This window comes from Streptomyces sp. NPDC059895, assembly GCF_042731035.1.
Classification (GTDB): domain Bacteria; phylum Actinomycetota; class Actinomycetes; order Streptomycetales; family Streptomycetaceae; genus Streptomyces.
In genome coordinates this window covers 16,376-33,980 of sequence record NZ_JBHWKO010000026.1, presented here as the reverse complement: position 1 = coordinate 33,980, position 17,605 = coordinate 16,376, and the positions used below count along the sequence as shown (strand labels likewise).

Below are 17,605 nucleotides of genomic sequence, written 5' to 3'. Positions count from 1 at the left end.
GTCCTCTCAGGCGATCGCACGGGCGAAGGCGTCGACCACGTCGTCGACGGTGCGGACGTTCGGGGGCTGCTCGGCGCCGGAGAAGACCTCGACGCCGAACTCCGCCTCCAGCTTCAGGACGAGACGGGCGTACAGCATCGAGCTGAGCCCCAGTGCGTTCAGTTCGTCCGAGCCGTCGATGCCAGGAACCACGACGCCGACGTCCTCCAGCGTCTCCATGAGCTGCTCGACGACCCGTTCCTTGATGTCGGCCGTGCTCAGCATGCGTTCTCCTTCGTGATGGGTGCGTCCGACGCCCTCTTGGCCGTCAGAGCCAGCAGGTCGTAGCGGGTGACCGGCAGGCCGTCCTGATTCGCCACCTCGACCTCCCAGCGGACCTCGCCGTGGTCGGTGCCGGGGCGCGGGGTGATCTCCTTGGCGGTCAGGGTCACGGTCAGCTCGTCGCCGGGGCGTACCGGTGCGAGGAACACGAGGTTCTCCAGGCCCTGGTTGGCCAGCACCGGCCCGGGTCCCTCGGTCACGAACAGGCCGGTGGCCAGCCCGATCACCAGCGAGCCGTGCGCGACGATCCCGCGCAGGACGGGATTGCGGGCGGCGGCGGCCTCGTCGGCGTGGGCGTAGAAGCGGTCGCCGGTGAGCCGGGTGAACCGGTCGATGTCGGCCCGGGTGACCGTGCGCCGCCCGGTCACCAGCGCGTCGCCGACCCGGAGGTCGTCGAGGTGGCGTCCGAGCAGGTGGGTGTCGTGGATGACCCGTGCGCCGCCGTGCACCCACCTGTTGGTCACGGCGCCGGACACGGTGGGGGAGCTCTCCAGCACCACGGCGGCCTGCTGAGCGCGCAGCCGACGCAGGCACTCGGCGGCGCCGGGGCCGGTCCGGGGCGTGGGCCGTGCGGCGGGCTCCACCACCTCGACCCGCTCGTGCCAGGGGGCGATGGCGTGCACGAGCGTGCGCGCCGCGGCCGGGTCCCCGGTGACCAGCCAGCCGCGCAGTCCGCCCCGGCCGAGCGAGAGACCGGCGGCGATCTCGTCGGCCGTGCGGTACGGGATGAGCGTGCCGACCGGGCCGAACGCCTCGACCGTGTGCAGGGGCCGCGGGTCGGCGTCCGGGCGCGCGGCCAGCAGGACCGGCGCCATGAACGCCCCCGTCCGCGGATCGCCGCCGGTCACCTCGGCCCGGTCGGCGGACCCGGTCACCGTGGCCGCCGCGCCGGACAGCTCGCGCACGGCACGCCGGACGGTGTCCCGGTGGGCCGGATCGACGAGCGGTCCCATCCGCACACCGGGGGCGGCGGGAGGCCCCACCGTCACGTCCGCCAGTGCGGCGGCGGTCGCCTGCGCCACCCGGTCGAGCAGGCCGGCCGGGACGAACGCCCGCCGCACCGCCGCCGCGCTCTGGCCGGCGTGCGCGGTCAGACCGGCGACCAGGCGGTCGACGAACCGGTGGAACGCGGGGTCGTCCGGTGCCGCGTCCGGCCCGAGCACCGCGCAGGTGAGCGGTTCGGCCGCGAAGTGGCAGCGCGGTTCCACGGTCAGCCGCAGCAGACGGGCCCGCAGCCGGGCGGCCGTCGCCCGGGTGCCGGTGAAGGAGACCAGGTCCTGCGCGGTGAAGCAGTCGGGCAGGGCCACCGGTCCGGAGACCGTCTGCAGCGCGCCCTCGGGCAGCACCCCGGCCGCGACGACCGACTCGACCAGCCGGGTGACCAGGGCGGCGGTACGGCCGGCGGGCCGGACGACGCTGGGCAGGCCGGCCAGATAGCTCAGGGCGAACTGTTCGAGGACCGTGCTCACCGGGAGGCTGAAGCCGTTGATGTGCAGGGCGACACCGGGCCGGTCCACCGTCGTCAGCCCCGACACCACGCCGGCGCCCCTGGCCACCTCGGCGGCCTCACCGTGCACCAGGACCTTGTCCTCGGCGGCGTCCGCGTCGGGCAGCAGGCCGGTGACCGCGGCGGCGTGATGACGGACCGTCAGAACCCCGCCGTCGATGTCGGCCGCGGCGTCGGCGGGGGTCGCGCCCAGCGCGCCGGAGAGCTCCGACAGCTCGCCCAGCAGGGCCCGGTCGCGGCCGAGCAGTCGCACGAGCTCGCGGAGCTGCCGGGCGCGGCGCTGCCGGCTCAGGGACCGCACCGCCGGCGAACCCACCGACCGGGCGTGCCGCAGCGCCGCCGTCAGATCGGTCCGCGCCGTCGACACCCGGAAGATCTCGCATCCGGTCGTCGCGTCGTGATGTGCCCTGCCCTTGTCATCGGGCGTGTACCACCGCCCACCCACATAGTGCGGAATCATTCACAGAACCCTTCTCGGCAGGACCGGGCATCACTGTGCCGGGCACTGCTTTCGGTTCCCTTCCGGTCGGCTTTCCACGGACCCGGAAGATCGATAGCCGGTGAGAAGCGAGCGAAAAGCCCCTTCGAGCACTCTGATCTCCGATGCGCACGAGCCCGCCACACGGGCTGACGGCGGCCGGCGCCCGGGGCCGGACACCGGCGGTCCCTCTTCAGGAGGCAGCAAGATGGGCGAGGATTTCACCGACCGGCGACTGGCCCGCACCCCGATCGCGATCGTCGGTATGTCCGGGCTTTTCCCGAAGGCCCGCAACCACCGGGAGTACTGGCAGAACGTCGTCGCGGGGATCGACTGCACCGAGGACGTACCGGACTCCCGCTGGCGCACCGCCGACTACTACGACCCGGACCCGACGGCGCCGGACAAGTCGTACGCACGGCGCGGCGCGTTCCTGCCCGACGTCGAATTCGATCCGCTGGAGTTCGGGCTGCCCCCCAACCAGCTGGAGATCACCAGCATGCAGCAGGTGCTCAGCCTCGGTCTCGCCCGGGACCTGCTGCGCGACGCGGGCGCGCCGGACTCGGCCTGGTACGACCCGCTGCGCACCGGCGTGGTGCTGGGTGTCACCGGCCGGCCGCCGCTGGCGCACGGACTGACCGCCCGGCTCACCACCCCGGTGCTCAAGGAGGTGGTCCGCAGCTGCGGCCTGTCCGCCCGGGACGCCGAGGAGATCGCCGAGAAGTACGTCACCGCCTTCCCGCCGTTCCAGGAGAACTCCTTCCCCGGCTACCTGCCCAACGTGATCGCCGGACGGGTGGCCAACCGGCTCGGCCTGGGCGGGATGAACTGCACGGTGGACGCGGCCTGCGCGGCGTCGCTGGCGGCCGTCCGGCTCGCCGTCTCCGAACTGGTCGACGGCCGCGCCGACATGATGATCACCGGCGGGGTGGACACCGAGAACTCGATCTTCGAGTACGTCAGCTTCGCCAAGGTCGGCGCGCTCTCCCACAGCGACCGGATCAGTCCCTTCTCCGCGGCGGCCGACGGCACCCTGCTCGGTGAGGGCATCGGCATGATCGGGCTGCGCCGGCTGGCGGACGCCGAACGCGACGGCAACACCGTCTACGCGGTGATCCGCGGCATCGGCTCCTCCAGCGACGGCCGGGCGAACAGCATCTACGCGCCGCGCGCCGAAGGCCAGCGGGTCGCCCTCGACCGGGCCTACGCCGACGCCGAGTGCTCACCCGCGTCGGTCGGCCTGTTCGAGGCGCACGCCACCGGCACGGTCGCCGGCGACCGCACCGAACTGACCACGCTCGACGGCCTGCTGCGCGGCGCCTCCGACGAACGCGGGTTCGCGGCGCTGGGCAGCGTGAAGTCGCAGATCGGGCACACGAAGGCCGCCGCGGGCACGGCCAGCCTGATGAAGGCGGCCCTCGCCCTGCGCGAGAAGGTGCTGCCCGGCACGATCAACGTCGACGAGCCCAACGGCTCCGTCGAGTTCACCGACGCCCCGTTCTACGTCAACACCCGGACCCGGCCCTGGGTCCTCGACCCGGCCCGCCCGGCCCGCCGGGCCGCCGTCTCCGCCATGGGGTTCGGCGGCACCAACTTCCACTTCGTGCTGGAGGAGCACCGCCCCGAGCGGACCGGGCAGCGGGTGCTGCACCGCACCCCGACGGCCCGCCTGTGGCACGCCCCGGACCGGGAGACCCTGCTGGACCTGGTACGCGGCGACGCCCCGGCCGGTGACGGCGGCGCGGACATCCCCGCCGCGCACGCGCGCATCGGCTTCGTCGCCCTCGACGACGAGCACGCGAGCGCCCTGCGCGAACTGGCCGTCCGGGAACTCACCGACGCCGAGGACGTCGAGGAGTGGTCGCATCCCCGGGGCGTGTTCTACCGCCGGCACGCGGCACCCGACGTGCGCGTCGGCGCGCTCTTCGCCGGGCAGGGCAGCCAGTACGTCGACATGGGCCTGACGGCCGTACTCAACAACCCGGTGGTCGGCGCCGCGTTCGACGCGGCCAACGCGTCGTTCGCCGACGCCGGCCCGCGCCTGGGCCAAGTGGTGTTCCCACCGCCCGCGTTCGACGCCGAGACCCGCGGCCGGCAAGAGGCGACGCTGCGCCGCACCCAGTACGCGCAGCCGGCGATCGGCGCGCTGTCGGCGGGCCAGTTCGGCGTCCTGCGGGAACTGGGCCTGGTCTGCGCCGGGTACGCCGGGCACAGCTTCGGCGAGCTGACCGCGCTGTGGGCCTCCGGCGCCCTCGGCGACGCCGACTTCCACCGGATCGCCGCGGCGCGCGGCGCGGCCATGATGCCGCGCGAGGGACACGACCCCGGCACCATGGCGGCGGTGTTCGCCACCCGCGAGGAGGTCACGGAACTGCTCGTGGAGTTCCCCGGGGTCGTCGTGTGCAACCACAACAGTCCGGGCCAGGTCGTCGTCGGCGGTGGCACCGAGGAGGTCGAGCGGCTGCTGGCCGAGTGCCGGGACCGCAGGACCAGAGCGGTCCGGCTGCCGGTGGCCGCGGCCTTCCACACCGAGTACATCGCCCACGCGCTGGACACCTTCGGGCCCCAGGCGCTGGCCACCACCATCACCGAACCCGCCGCGCCGGTGTACGCGAACTCGCCGGGGGCCGAGTACGGCGCCGACCCCGAGGCCAACGCCCGCACCCTGATCCAGCAGTTGCGCCGGCCCGTCGAGTTCGTGTCCGCGCTGCAGCGGATGCGGGACGACGGGATCACCGTGTTCGTCGAGTTCGGACCCCAGCAGCAGCTCAGCCAACTGGTCACCCAGACCCTGGGCGACGGGGTGCGGGTCATCCCCACCGACGCGGGTCCGCGCGGCGACAGCGACCTGATGCTGAAGCGGGCCGCGGTACGCCTCGCCGTGCTCGGCCTGCCGCTGACGGGCATCAACCGGTACGCCGAACCGCTGCCGGAGCCCACGGTGGCCAAGGGCCCGACCGTGTCGCTGTCCGCGCCGGAGTACACACCCCCCGAGCGGCGTGCCGCCTACGAGGCCGCGCTCACCGACGGCTACCGGGTGCCGTCCGCCACGGCGGCGCCCACCCCGACGCCCACCCTGCTCGCCCCTCCCACCGCGGATGTGAAGGACGACATGCCCGAGGCCCTGGACCAGTACCTCTCGTTGCACGCCCAGTACCTGGAGAGCCAGTCGCGGGTGACCGCGCAGATAGCCGAGGCGCTGGGCCGGCCGATGGACGCGCACCTGGCCGGGGCCGTCACCGCGGCGGCCCGGCAGAGCGAGGCCGTCGGCCAGGCCCACGGCCGGGCCGGTGAGGTCCTGGCGAAGCTGGCCGAGCTGCGGTCCGGGCCCCCCGGAGCGGCACCGGCCCTCACCCCACCGGCGGCCGGTGACGGCACCCTCGACGCGATCACCTTCGAACCGGCGCCGGCGCCGGCGCCGCTGCCCGATCCGCTGCTGATCGGCGCCGGTGCCGAGACGTACGTCCAGAACGGCCTGCCGCACCCGCCCGAGCCCGCGGAGGCCCCGCCCGCGGCACCGGCGCAGGAGCACCCGGTGACCGGCGACGACGTGCGCACCCAGCTGATCGAGGTGATCGCGGAGAAGACCGGCTACCCGACGAGCATGCTCGACCCCTCCATGGACCTGGAGACGGATCTCGGCGTGGACTCCATCAAACGGGTCCAGGTGCTGTCGGCGCTGCGCAAACGGATGCCGCAACTGCCGTCCGTGGAGCTGGAGCGACTCGGTGAGCTGCGCACGGCCGATCAGATCGCCGCCTACCTGAGCGAGGCCGGTGATGCGGCCCCAAAAGCGCGTGAGGCCGGCGCGGGCACGCGCCGGTACCTCGTCGAACTCGTCGCCCTGCCCGCCCCCGACGTACTCGACGGCGCCTACCGGGCCGACCCGGTCGCCATCGTCGTCGGCGGCGAGCGGACCGGCGGTGACCCCACCGACGCCGACGCGCTCGCGGACGGGCTGACCGCGCGCGGCTGGACCGTGCGCCGGGTGCCGCCGGGTGCGGAACCCGCCGGACCCGTCACCGACGACGTCGACCTGTGGCTCTGCCTGCTCGGCGCCGAGCCGGAGTGGGACGCGGCCCGCCGGCGCCTGGCCGGCACCGTCCTGCTGGCGAAGCAGGCCGCCCTCACCCTGCCCGCGCGGGCCCACCGCACCGGTTTCGTCACCGTCACCCGCCTCGACGGCGGACTCGGCCTGCACGGCCGGCGCGGCCCGGTCGCCTCGCTCGTCGGCGGCATCGGCGGCGCGGTCAAGACCCTGGCGCAGGAACGCCCGGGACTGTTCTGCCGCGCCCTCGACATCGACCCGGGGCTGCCGCGGGCCGACTTCGTCACCACCGTGCTCGACGAGATCCAGGACGCGGCACTCGACACCGTAGAGGTCGGCGTCGACGCCACGGGGACGCGCCGGACCGTGGCGCCCGGCCCGCACGGCCCGGCCCGCCGGGTGTCCGAGGTCGGCGGTGCGCCCCTCGACGAGCTGACGCCGACCGATCAGGACGTGCTGCTCGTGACCGGCGGCGCCCGCGCGGTGACCGCCCGGTGCGTGCGCGCGCTGGCCGACGCCACGGCCGCCCGGTTCGTGCTGCTCGGCCGGACCGAACCGGGCACCGAACCCGAGTGGGCCGCAGGGGTCGCCGACGCGCGGCTCAAGGACGCGGCGATCGCGGCGCTGTCCGCGGACGGCGTACGGCGCAGCCCCCGGGAGATCGACCGGATCTGCGCGGACCTGCTGGCCCGGCGGGAGGTCGGGCAGACCCTGGCCGCGCTCGGCGACCGCGCCGACTACGTCCGCGCCGACGTCACCGACGCGGCGTCCGTCGCCGCCGCGCTGGCCGGACACCGTGCCCGGGTGACGGGCGTGGTGCACGGCGCGGGCGCGCTCGCCGACGCGCTGCTGCCCGACAAGACGGCCGACCAGATCGAGCACGTCCTCCGGGTCAAGCTGGACGGCCTGCGCAACGTACTGGACGCCCTCGACCCCTCGGCCCTGCGCCACCTGGTGCTGTTCACCTCGGTGGCCGGACTGCTCGGCAACCCGGGGCAGGCCGACTACGCGGTGGCCAACGAGGCGCTGTGCCGGTTCGCGGCGGGCTGGAAGCACGAGCACCCCGCCGCGCACGTCACCGCCATCGACTGGGGCGCCTGGCGGGGCGGCATGGTCACCCCCGACCTGGCCGACCTCTTCGCCGAGCGGGGTGTGCCGCTGCTGGACCCGGAGGCCGGCACCCGGGCCTTCGTCGAGCAGTTCACCCGGCCGCACCGGTCCGACGTACGCGTGCTGATCGGGGAGAGCAGGACGCTCGGCGGTACGCGGGTGGGGCCGCCGGCCGCGTTCACCGCGCGCCGGGACATCACCGCCGTCGCGGCCGATCCGGTGCTCCGGGCGCACACGATCGGGGCGCACCCGGTGCTGCCGAGCACATTCGGACTGGGCTGGCTGGTCAACGTCGTGGAACGGGCCAACCCCGGGCTGTACGTGACAGGGGCCCGGGACTTCCAGGTCCACAAGGGGATCGTCTTCGACGGCAGCGCGCCCGGCGCCCACCGGATCGTCGTCGAGCCCGGCGCGGGCGAGGGGGCGCAGAGCACGGTGCGGGCCGCGGTGAGCGGTGCGAACGCCGACGGGCGGCCGGTGCCGCACTACGCCGTCACCCTCGTCCTGGCGACGGAACCCGCGCCGGCACCGGTCATCGACGTCCCGCCGGTCGTCGACGGACCGGAGGACGCGCTGGAGTGGTACCGCGACGCTACGATGTTCCACGGCCCGCCGTTGCAGGGACTGCGCCAGGTGCTGGAACGCACGTCCACCCGGCTGACCCTGCGGTGCCGGCTGGCGGACGCGGACGTGTCGGGCCGGGCGTTCCACGGCCTGCTGCACGGCCCGGTCCTCGCGGACCTGCTCCTGCAGGCACTGGGCGTGCTGGGCGGCGAGCTGCTCGGCCGGCCCTGCCTGCCGCTGGGCATCGGCCGCGCCGAGTGGTTCGCCCCGCTCCCCGACGACGAGCCGTTCCTCATCGTGGCCGAGGCCGCCGACGGGGCCGGCGCCGGCGACCAGTTCACCGGCACCGCGACCGCGACCACCCTGGACGGCCGGGTGCTGCAGCGGTTCGCCGACGCGGACTTCGTGGCCACGGCCGGCATGGCGGGGAAGTTCCGGCGTTCGGTGCGCGGGCGGCAGGACGCCGCCGATGCCGTGACCGTCCCGGAGACGCGTGGGAGAAACGGGCGGAGCGCGCAGGGCGCACAACCGGCCGACGTCCCGACCGGCGCGCGCGGCAAGGGAGCCCGGTCATGACGGCCCCGGTGCGGACCGGCGACGGTGTCGCCCGGGACCCGCGGCGCATCCACCGTGAACTGCTGCGGCTGGACCGGCCCTGTTTCGTGATCCGCGACGACTCGGGCGTCGGTGTCACCGTCGACCCCGAACTCGCCCGCCGCACACGGGTGCTGGCCTCGGTGCCGCCGCTGCCGCCCGAGTCCCTGGGCGACCGTGAGTTCCTGGCCGCGCACGGCGTACGGCAGGCCTACGCCGCCGGAGCGATGGCGGGCGGTATCGCCTCCGCCGACCTGGTGACCGCCCTGTCCCGGGCGGGCTACCTGGCCTCCTTCGGGGCCGGCGGCGTGGTGCCCGACAAGATAGACCAGGCGCTGACCCGCATCCGGCGGCAGACGCCGGGGACGCCGTTCGCCTGCAACCTGATCCACAGCCCCAGCGAGCCGGCCATGGAACGCGCGGCGGTACGGCTGTTCCTGCACCACCGGGTGCGGTGCGTCGAGGCGTCGGCGTTCATGGACCTGACCCCGCAGATCGTGCACTACCGGGCCGCCGGGCTGGTCCGGGAGGACGACGGTTCGGTCCGGGCCGAGCACCGGCTGATCGCCAAGGTGTCCCGGGCCGAGGTCGCCGAACGCTTCCTGCGGCCGGCCCCGGCGGACCTGCTGCGGGGACTCGTCCAGGACGGGTCGATCACCGCCGGGCAGGCCGAGCTGGCCGCGCGGACACCGATGGCCGACGACATCACCGCCGAGGCCGACTCCGGCGGCCACACCGACCGCCGGCCGCTGGTGGTGCTGCTGCCGGAGCTGATCGCCCTGCGCGACCGCGTCCAGCGCGAACTGGGGAACCCGCGGCAGGTGCGGATCGGCGCGGCCGGCGGCATCGGCACCCCGGCCGCCGCCGCCACCGCGTTCGGGCTCGGCGCCGCCTACGTGGTCACCGGGTCGGTCAACCAGTCCTGCGTCGAGGCCGACCAGTCCCCGGCCGCCAAGGAACTGCTCGCCGCCGCCGGGACCAGCGACTGCGTGATGGCACCGTCGGCCGACATGTTCGAACTCGGTGTCCACGTGCAGGTGCTGCAGCGGGGCACCATGTTCGCCGGCCGCGCCAGGCGCCTGTACGAGCTGTACCGGGCCCACGACTCGATCGAGTCCCTCCCGGACGACGACCGCCGCGAACTGGAGAAACGGGTCTTCCAGCGGCCCCTGTCCGACGTGTGGCAGGACTGCGTGCGCTTCTTCGCCGAGCGGGACCCGGCACAGATCCGGCACGCCGAGGACAACCCCAAGCGCCGGATGGCCCTGATCTTCCGCTGGTACCTCGGACGGTCCTCGGGATGGAGCGTGCAGGGTGCTCCCGAACGCGCCGCGGACTACCAGATCTGGTGCGGCCCCGCGATGGGCGCGTTCAACCAGTGGGTCACCGGCACCTACCTGGCCACGCCCGCCAACCGCGGCGTCGTCGACGTCGCCACCCACCTCATGCGCGGCGCCGCCTACACCAGCCGGGTCCACCAGCTGCGGCTGGCCGGCGTACGGCTGCCGGCGGAGTGCGCCACCTACCTGCCGGCGCCGCCGGCCACCCGCGGAGGCGATCAGCGGTGAGCCCGACCCACTGCAAGCTGTGCTCGCTCGGCAGCGGCCACCCGGGCATCGCCATCGACGCACAGCAGGTCTGCAACCTGTGCCGGATGGACCTGGCCGGCGACCTGCTGGTGAACTACCGGTACACCAACGACGTCTTCCGCGACTTCCAGCAGGCCGGTCCGAATCCGGACGGCCCCTACGACTGCCTGTTCATGTACAGCGGCGGCAAGGACAGCACGTACATGCTCGACAAGTTCGTCAACGAGTACGGCAAGCGCGTCGCCGCCTTCACCTTCGACGTGCCCTTCGAGTCCAGCCACGCCGCCGACAACATCCGGCTGGCCAGGGAGCGCATCGACGCGACCTTCATCGAGGACGCCGACGACGAGAACATCAAGCTGATGATGCGCGAGGTGTTCAACCGGCCCGCACCCGCCAGACCGGGCGGCTACCTCGACGAGAAACTGCCCTGCGTCTCCTGCCGCACGTTCTTCGTGATCCGCGCGATCCTCTACGCCTTCCGCCACCGCATCCCCTACATCGCGATGTGCGCGGACCCGCAGCAGATCCTCACCATGGAGTCGAACGTCCTGGAGGTCGTGCGCGGCTTCTACCGCACCTTCGGACAGCGGCTCGCCGACACCTGGTTCGGCGGCGAACTGCAGCGCATTCTGTTCGCCGAGGAGAAGGACCTGCCCAGGATCGTCTTCCCGTTCATCGCGATGCGCCACGCCTACGACCCGGACCGCATGGTCGAGGAACTCAAGGCCAAGGGCCTGTACAACTCCTCGCCGATGGAGACGCACTGCACGCTGTTCCCGCTGCTGAACTACTACTCGTTCAAGCACTGGGACTGCATGTTCTACAAGCTCAACGCGGCCAGCCGGGTGCGGGCCGGCCGGCGCGGCTCCGGGGGCGGGCGGTCGACCTTCAGCATCAGGTTCCCCGAGACCCTCGACCTCCTCGGTGTCGAGCGGCGGTTGCGCGAGGTGACGCTCGCGATCGCCGCGGGCGAGGGCGACCGCGACGGGCGGCGCGCGGAACTGGTCGGGATCTTCCGCGACCTCGGCGCCGACGAGGAGGCCGCGGGGTTCGTGGCCGACAGCTTTCTCGACATGCCGGCCGTGGCCGACGACCTGGGGATCCGGCTTACCTGAGAGGACCGCACGTGGAGCCGACCGTTACCGACACGGACATCGCGATCATCGGCCTGAGCTGCCGGCTGCCCGGCGCGGACGATCCCGAGCAGTTCTGGCGCAACCTGTGCCAGGGGCGGGAGACCGTCACGTTCTTCACCGACGCCGAACTGCTCGCCGCGGGCGCCGACCCCGAGCTGATCCGGCAGGAACGCTACGTCAAGGCGGGGCAGGTGATCGAGGGCGCCGACCGGTTCGCCGCCCCGCTGTTCCGCATCCCGCGCGAGGAGGCCGAGATACTCGACCCGCAGCAGCGCGTCCTCCTGGAGTGCGCGCTCACCGCGCTGGAGGACGCGGGCTGCGACCCCGCCCGCCACCCCGGACCGGTCGGCGTGTACGCGGGGGTTGGGCTCAACGCCTACGCGTGGCTGGCGCTCGCCGACCGGTTCGCCGGCGGGTCCGCGCTCGACCGCCACCGGCTGATGGTCGCCAACGACAAGGACTTCCTCGCCACCCGCGTCTCCTACAAACTCGATCTGCGCGGGCCGAGCGTCAACGTCAACACCGCCTGCTCGACCTCGCTGGTCGCCGTCCACCTGGCCTGTCTGAGCCTGCTCGGCGGCGAGTGCGACATCGCGCTCGCGGGCAGCGCCCACCTGCGGGTGCCGCAGACCGAGGGCTACCTCCACCAGGACGGCATGATCTTCTCGCCGGACGGGCACTGCCGGGCCTTCGACGCCGACGCGCGCGGCACGGTGATCGGCAGCGGCGCGGGCGTGGTCGTGCTCAAGCGGCTGGCCGACGCGCTCGCGGAGGGCGACCGGATCCGCGCGGTGGTCAAGGGCACCGCCATCAACAACGACGGCTCCCGGAAAGCCGGGTACACGGCGCCGAGCGTGGCCGGACAGGCCGCCGTCATCACCACCGCCCAGCAGGTCGCCGACTGCGCCCCACGGACCATCGGCTACGTCGAGGCGCACGGCACCGGCACCGCGCTCGGCGACCCGATCGAGGTCGCCGCGCTCAACGAGGCGTTCGCCGACGCGGGGATGGCACCCGGGTCCTGCCCGATCGGCTCGGTGAAGACCAACATCGGGCACCTGGACACGGCGGCGGGCATGGCCGGCCTGATCAAGACCGTGCTGATGCTGGAGCACGGCCAGTTCGTGCCGACGGTGAACTTCAAGAACCCCAACCCCGACATCGACTTCGCGGGCGGGCCGTTCTACGTGAACACCGAGGCGGCCGACTGGCCGGCGGGGCCGTGGCCGCGGCGGGCCGGCGTCAGCTCCTTCGGCATCGGCGGCACCAACGCCCACGTCGTACTCGAAGAGGCGCCGTCCCGGGAGCCGGCGCCGGCGGTCGAGGGGCCGCACCTGCTGCTGGTCTCCGCCGACACGCCCGCCGCCCTCGAACGGTCCGCCGCCGCCCTGGCCCGCCGGCTGCGTGGCAGCGGGGCGAACCTGCACGACGTCGCCACCACACTCGCCCTCGGCCGCCGCGAGCACCGCTGCCGCCGGGCGCTGGTCACCGGGCCCGACGAGACCGCCGACGACGCGGCGCTCGCGCTCGCGCTGGCCGACCCCGGCCGCGTCCACAGCGGCGTACGCGGCCCGGACGGGACGCGGCACGCGTTCGTCTGCACCGGCTCCCTGCCGGACGGCGGCGCCCACGCGGCGGCGCTGTACCGGGAGTCGCCCGCCTTCAGGGCACTGGTGGACGCCTTGCTGCCCGGGGACGGCGCGGCGGGCGAGTCGGTGCTGACGTCCGGTGACGCGGTGGCGGCGGCCGTGGCGGAGACCGCGCTGGCCCGGCTCTGGACCGCCTGGGGCGTCCGGCCCGCCGCGGTGATCGGGCTCGGCGCGGGCCGGCGCGCGGCGGCGTGCGTCGCGGGCGCCACCGACCCGGCGGCCCTCCTCGATGCCGGGGCCGTGGCGGAGCGGGCTCCGCGGATACCGCTCTGGCGCGCGGGGTCCTGGCAGGCGGCGGGCGCCGTACGCGGGCCCGCCCCCGCCACCGACGACACCGGCCCGACCGGGGCGGCGAAGGACGAGACGCTGGACCGGGTGCTGGCGGGTACCGGCTGGTCCGCGCTGGAGCTGTACCCGGGCACCGGCACCGGGACCGAGGCGCTGCTCCGGGAGGTCGGCCGGGCGTGGACCGAGGGGACGCCGGTCGACTGGGACCGCTTCTACGAGGGCCGGACCGGGCGGCGGGTCGAACTGCCGACCTACCCCTTCGAGCGGGCCAGGTACTGGATCGACACCGACGGCCCGGCCCGGAAGTCCGCCACCACCCTGCGCGAGCGGTTCGGCACGCTGACCGCGTCGGCACAGCAGGACCTGCTGGTGCGGTACCTGCGGGAGGAGATCGGGGCCGCCCTCGCCGCCAAGGACCTGGGCGACGAACTGCCCGATGCGGACCGTGACCTGTTCGAACTCGACGTGGAGTCGCTGATGCTGATCGAGGTGGTCGCCAAGCTCGGTGACGAACTCGGGTGCGAGGTGCCGCTGACGGCGTTCATCGACCACCCCACCATCCGGGGTGCCGCGCTCAGCCTCACGGAGCTGCCGGGGTATCCGGGCGCCGCCGTGGTCTGACACCCGGTTCGTACGACGGCGCGGTCCGGCGGCCGGCTCCCCGTAGCGGGGGAGCCGGCCGCCGTCGTCGTCGGCGCGGTCCTCAGCCGGAGAGCCTGGCGCGGCGGCGGCTGATGAGGCTCCGGTCGGGCCGTGCGAGGTGCCGGCGCGCGGTGTCCGCGCCCGCCGTGCCGCCGAGCCGGGCGGCCATGGTGCGGATGGTGGGGCACCGGAACATGTCCACGACCACCAGGTCCGTGCCGGAGTCCGCGCGCAGCCTCGCCACCACGTCCACCACGTTCAGGGAATTGCCGCCGGACTCGAAGAAGTTGTCGTCGAGTCCGAACTCCCCGGCGGGCAGCGCCTCCCGCCAGGCCCGGGCGACCAGCCGCTCCAGGTCGGTCCCGGGGGCGGGGCCGGTGCGGGCCGCGGTGCCGCGCACCGGTGCCGGCAGCGCCTTGCGGTCCACCTTCCCGTTGTCGGTCAGCGGAATCCGTGCCAACGGGACGAACGCGGTGGGCACCATGTAACGCGGCAGTGCGGCCTCGGCGTGCCGGCGCAGGACGGCGGCGTCCATCGCCCCGGCTGCCGGGTTCTCGGCCGCCGGGTTATCGGTCCCCGGGTTCTCGGTCCCCGCGTCCGCGGGGACGACGTAGGCCACGATGCCGCGCCCGTGCGACGCGTCCTCGTGGACGACGGCGACGCAGCGGGCGACGGCGGGGTGTCCGGCCAAGACGCTCTCGATCTCGCCGAGTTCGATCCGGTAGCCGTGCAGCTTCACCTGGTTGTCGGCCCGGTGGAGGTACTCCAGCTCCCCGTCGGCGCGGTGGCGGACCACGTCACCGGTGCGGTACATCGACCCCGGGCGGCCCGGCTCGCGGACGAAGCGTTCGGCGGTGAGGTCGGGCCGGCCGAGGTAGCCGTCCGCGACGCCGTCCCCCGCGATGTACAGCTCACCGGGCACGAACGGGGGCACCGGCTCGCCCCGGCCGTCCAGCACGTAGCACCGGGTGTTGGCGATCGGCCGTCCGATCGTGACCCGCCGCCCCGCGCGCACCCGCGAGACCGCGGACCAGACCGTGGTCTCCGTCGGGCCGTACATGTTCCACACCTGACCTGCCCGGTCCGTGAGTTCGGCGGCCAGATCGGCGGGCAGCGCCTCTCCGCCGCACAGCACCCGCAGCTCCGCCCGGCCGGGCCAGCCGGCCGAGCACAGCATGCGCCAGGTGGCGGGCGTCGCCTGCAGCACGGTGGGCGCGGTGCGCTCGACCAGGGTGCGCAGCGCGAACCCGTCGGCGGCGGCCTGCTCGGACGCCACGTCGACGCGCCCGCCGACGGTGAGCGGCAGGAAGAGTTCGAGCCCCGCGATGTCGAAGCACACCGTGGTGACGGCGAGCAGCCGGTCGTCCGGCCCGCACCCCGGTTCGCGCGCCATCGACATCAGGAAGTTGCTCAGCGCCCGGTGCCCGACCTGCACGCCCTTGGGGTTTCCGGTCGACCCGGAGGTGTAGATGACGTACGCGGGCGCGTCGGGCGAGGCGCGGTCGAGCCGGCCGGTCTCCCGGCCCGCCGCGCGCAGCGCCTCGTCGGGAGCGAGCAGCGGTACGTCGCCGCCGAGGCCGTCCGCCGCACCGGGGTCGGCCAGCAGCAGGGCGAGCCGGGCGTCGGCGGCCATGTGGTCGAGGCGGCGGCGCGGATAGACCGGGTCGAGCGGCACGTAGGCCGCGCCGGAGGCGAGCGTTCCCAGCAGCACCGGGACCAGGTCGGCGCGGCGGCGCAGCAGCACACCGACCCGGTCCCCCGGTCCGATGCCGCGCGCCGCCAGGGCCCGCGCCACCCGGTCCGTGCGGTCCGCCAGTTCGCGGTAGGTCAGCTCGGTCTCCTCGTCCGAGACCGCGACGGCGTCCGGACGGGCGTGCGCCTGCCGGGCGACGAGCGTGGTGACGCACTCCAGGACCGGCTCCGCGGACGCCGTGTCGTTCCACTCCACGAGGACACGCCGGCGCCGTCGCCGGGACATCAGCGGCACGGCGAGGACGGGTCCGGCGGTGTCGCAGGCGGCGGCCTCGGCCAGGCCGGCGAGGAAGTCCGCGCAGTCCGCGGCGAGTCCGGCGGCGGCCTCAGGACCGAACTCCCGGCCGTCGAGCAGCCAGGTGCACCGGGTGCCGTCGGCGGCGACATGGACGGCGGCGGTACGCCCGCGCAGAGCGTCCGGCGGCGGCGCGGCACCGAGGTGCAGGGCGGTCGGCAGCGTCCCGGACGCGTCCGTGCCGCGCGGTCTGGGGTAGCGGGTGCGCAGATCGCGCAGGTGGGGACCGCGGCGGGCCACGGCCGACAGCGCGCCGGCGACCTGGTCGCGGAAGTCGGCGAAGCTCCGGTCCGGGCCGGGGACCCGCAGCGGGACCTCGGTGGCGAACAGCCGGCCCGCCGCCGGGTGCGGCAGGTCCGCCGGCGGACCGACGGAGAGCGCCACGTCGAAGGGGCCCGTACCGCTCAGCCCGTTCAGCCGGGCGAGGAACGCGAGCGTCGCGGCGACCGCGTGCGCGGCGAGCGGGCGGGGGACCGGGACGCTCAGCTCGTGCCGTCCCTCGGCCGCCGTGGGGGAGGGGTCGCGGTGCGGCAGGGCGAACGGCGCCGGCCGGGTCAGCCGGTCCGCCCAGAACGCCTCGTGCCGCCGGGCCGCCGCGGAGTGCCGCGCGAACGCCTCGACGAACGCGCCGTCCGGCAGCGGTAACGCGTCGCCGGCCGACAGGTGCCAGAGCGCGGCCAGGTCCTGGACCGCGAGGACCGCGCCGTCCACGGACGCGAACCCGGTCAGGCGCAGGTCGCCGTCGGCGGTGGCGACGGTGAGCGCGCTGTCGTCGAGCCCGGTGATCGTGCCCGGCCGGGCCGCCGAACGGGTCGCGGCGACGGCGGCGGCGGTGACGAGGACGACGTCGTCCGGGCCCGTCAACCGCGCCGCTCCCCACGCGTTGGGGTGCGGACCGAAGTCGGCCGCGCGCACCAGGGCGTCCAGTTCGGCCGCGCCGCGCGTCCAGCGCAGGAGCCCGCCGTCCGGCAGCGGATCGGTGAGACCGCGGTACGTGCGCAGGCTCGCATCCTGTGGCCGCGGGCGCACCGTGTCCTGTTCGAGCCCTTCGACCAGCTCGGTGAAGGACTCGATCGCGGCGTGCAGGCACTTGGCGTTGAGGCTGAAGGCGGTGTCGTCCGGTTCCAGCGGTACGCCGCGCTGGACCAGGATGTCGCCGGCGTCGGCCTCGGCGGTCATCACGTGCCACGTCACGCCGTGGTCGCGGGCCGGGCCGGCCGCGGATTCCACCAGCGCCCAACTCGTCGCGTACAGACCGGCGTGCCGGGGCAGCGGTCCGTCGTGGTAGTTGACGGCCAGCCGCCGGGGCACGTCGAGCACGCCCTGGGACAGCATCCGGAGATTGGCCGCGCTGAACAGGAAGTCGACCGGGACCCGCCGCAGCGAGACCTCCAGCTCCGGTCCGTACGGGAGCGGGTCGAGTCCCTTCTCCTCGGCCCAGGCGGCGAGTTCGGGATCGTCGGTGACGAAGGCCGTGACCCGGTGGCCGCGGTCGAGCAGGATCTGCGCGCACCGCGCGGTCAGGGGATTGCCCCCGACGACCGCGCACGACCACGGCCGGCCGGCGGCGGCGTCGGGCCCGGGCATCACGGGGCGCTGGGTCGCTGCCATGGCGACGGTCCTCTCCTC

7 protein-coding genes are annotated in these 17,605 nt (G+C 74.6%); 4 read left to right on the top strand and 3 right to left on the bottom strand.

All coding sequences use genetic code 11. The features are described 5' to 3' along the window. Positions 1 to 6: 6 nt before the first annotated feature. Both ACFV9M_RS26250 and ACFV9M_RS26245 read right to left on the bottom strand, forming a co-directional pair. Positions 7 to 264, bottom strand: coding sequence for a phosphopantetheine-binding protein (locus ACFV9M_RS26250; RefSeq protein WP_385071093.1), 258 nt, complete (start codon positions 262 to 264; stop codon positions 7 to 9). Continuing rightward, positions 258 to 2,288, bottom strand: coding sequence for an aldehyde dehydrogenase family protein (locus ACFV9M_RS26245; RefSeq protein ID WP_385071091.1), 2,031 nt, complete (start codon positions 2,286 to 2,288; stop codon positions 258 to 260). Before ACFV9M_RS26245 ends, ACFV9M_RS26250 begins: the two co-directional genes overlap by 7 nt. 226 nt (positions 2,289 to 2,514) lie before the next feature. Between ACFV9M_RS26245 and ACFV9M_RS26240 the strand changes: the two genes are divergently transcribed. Genes ACFV9M_RS26240 through ACFV9M_RS26225 form a run of 4 tightly spaced genes read left to right on the top strand, consistent with a single transcriptional unit; the run spans position 2,515 to position 13,908 of the window. Further along, positions 2,515 to 8,604 carry an SDR family NAD(P)-dependent oxidoreductase gene (locus tag ACFV9M_RS26240; RefSeq protein WP_385071088.1) on the top strand — a complete coding sequence of 2,030 codons (6,090 nt, stop codon included), beginning with the start codon at positions 2,515 to 2,517 and terminating at the stop codon, positions 8,602 to 8,604. Then, complete coding sequence (locus ACFV9M_RS26235; protein WP_385071085.1) at positions 8,601 to 10,190, top strand: PfaD family polyunsaturated fatty acid/polyketide biosynthesis protein; 1,590 nt, start codon at positions 8,601 to 8,603, stop codon at positions 10,188 to 10,190. Before ACFV9M_RS26240 ends, ACFV9M_RS26235 begins: the two co-directional genes overlap by 4 nt. Beyond that, positions 10,187 to 11,329 (top strand): OzmP, encoded by a 1,143-nt coding sequence (locus ACFV9M_RS26230; RefSeq protein WP_385071082.1) that lies wholly within the window; start codon positions 10,187 to 10,189, stop codon positions 11,327 to 11,329. Before ACFV9M_RS26235 ends, ACFV9M_RS26230 begins: the two co-directional genes overlap by 4 nt. 11 nt (positions 11,330 to 11,340) lie before the next feature. Next, on the top strand, positions 11,341 to 13,908 hold the full coding sequence (locus tag ACFV9M_RS26225) for a type I polyketide synthase (protein ID WP_385071078.1): 2,568 nt from the start codon (positions 11,341 to 11,343) through the stop codon (positions 13,906 to 13,908). Positions 13,909 to 13,990: 82 nt separating this feature from the next. Here ACFV9M_RS26225 and ACFV9M_RS26220 read toward each other — a convergent pair whose 3' ends face one another. Continuing rightward, complete coding sequence (locus tag ACFV9M_RS26220) at positions 13,991 to 17,587, bottom strand: amino acid adenylation domain-containing protein (RefSeq protein ID WP_385078554.1); 3,597 nt, start codon at positions 17,585 to 17,587, stop codon at positions 13,991 to 13,993. Positions 17,588 to 17,605: the final 18 nt, after the last annotated feature.

Excerpts from the sequence above, each read along its gene's own strand:
- ACFV9M_RS26240 (WP_385071088.1), top strand. The coding sequence starts at position 2,515 with ATGGGCGAGGATTTCACCGACCGGCGACTGGCCCGCACCCCGATCGCG.
- ACFV9M_RS26235 (WP_385071085.1), top strand. The coding sequence starts at position 8,601 with ATGACGGCCCCGGTGCGGACCGGCGACGGTGTCGCCCGGGACCCGCGG.
- ACFV9M_RS26250 (WP_385071093.1), bottom strand. The coding sequence starts at position 264 with ATGCTGAGCACGGCCGACATCAAGGAACGGGTCGTCGAGCAGCTCATG.
- ACFV9M_RS26245 (WP_385071091.1), bottom strand. The coding sequence starts at position 2,288 with ATGATTCCGCACTATGTGGGTGGGCGGTGGTACACGCCCGATGACAAG.
- ACFV9M_RS26220 (WP_385078554.1), bottom strand. The coding sequence starts at position 17,587 with ATGGCAGCGACCCAGCGCCCCGTGATGCCCGGGCCCGACGCCGCCGCC.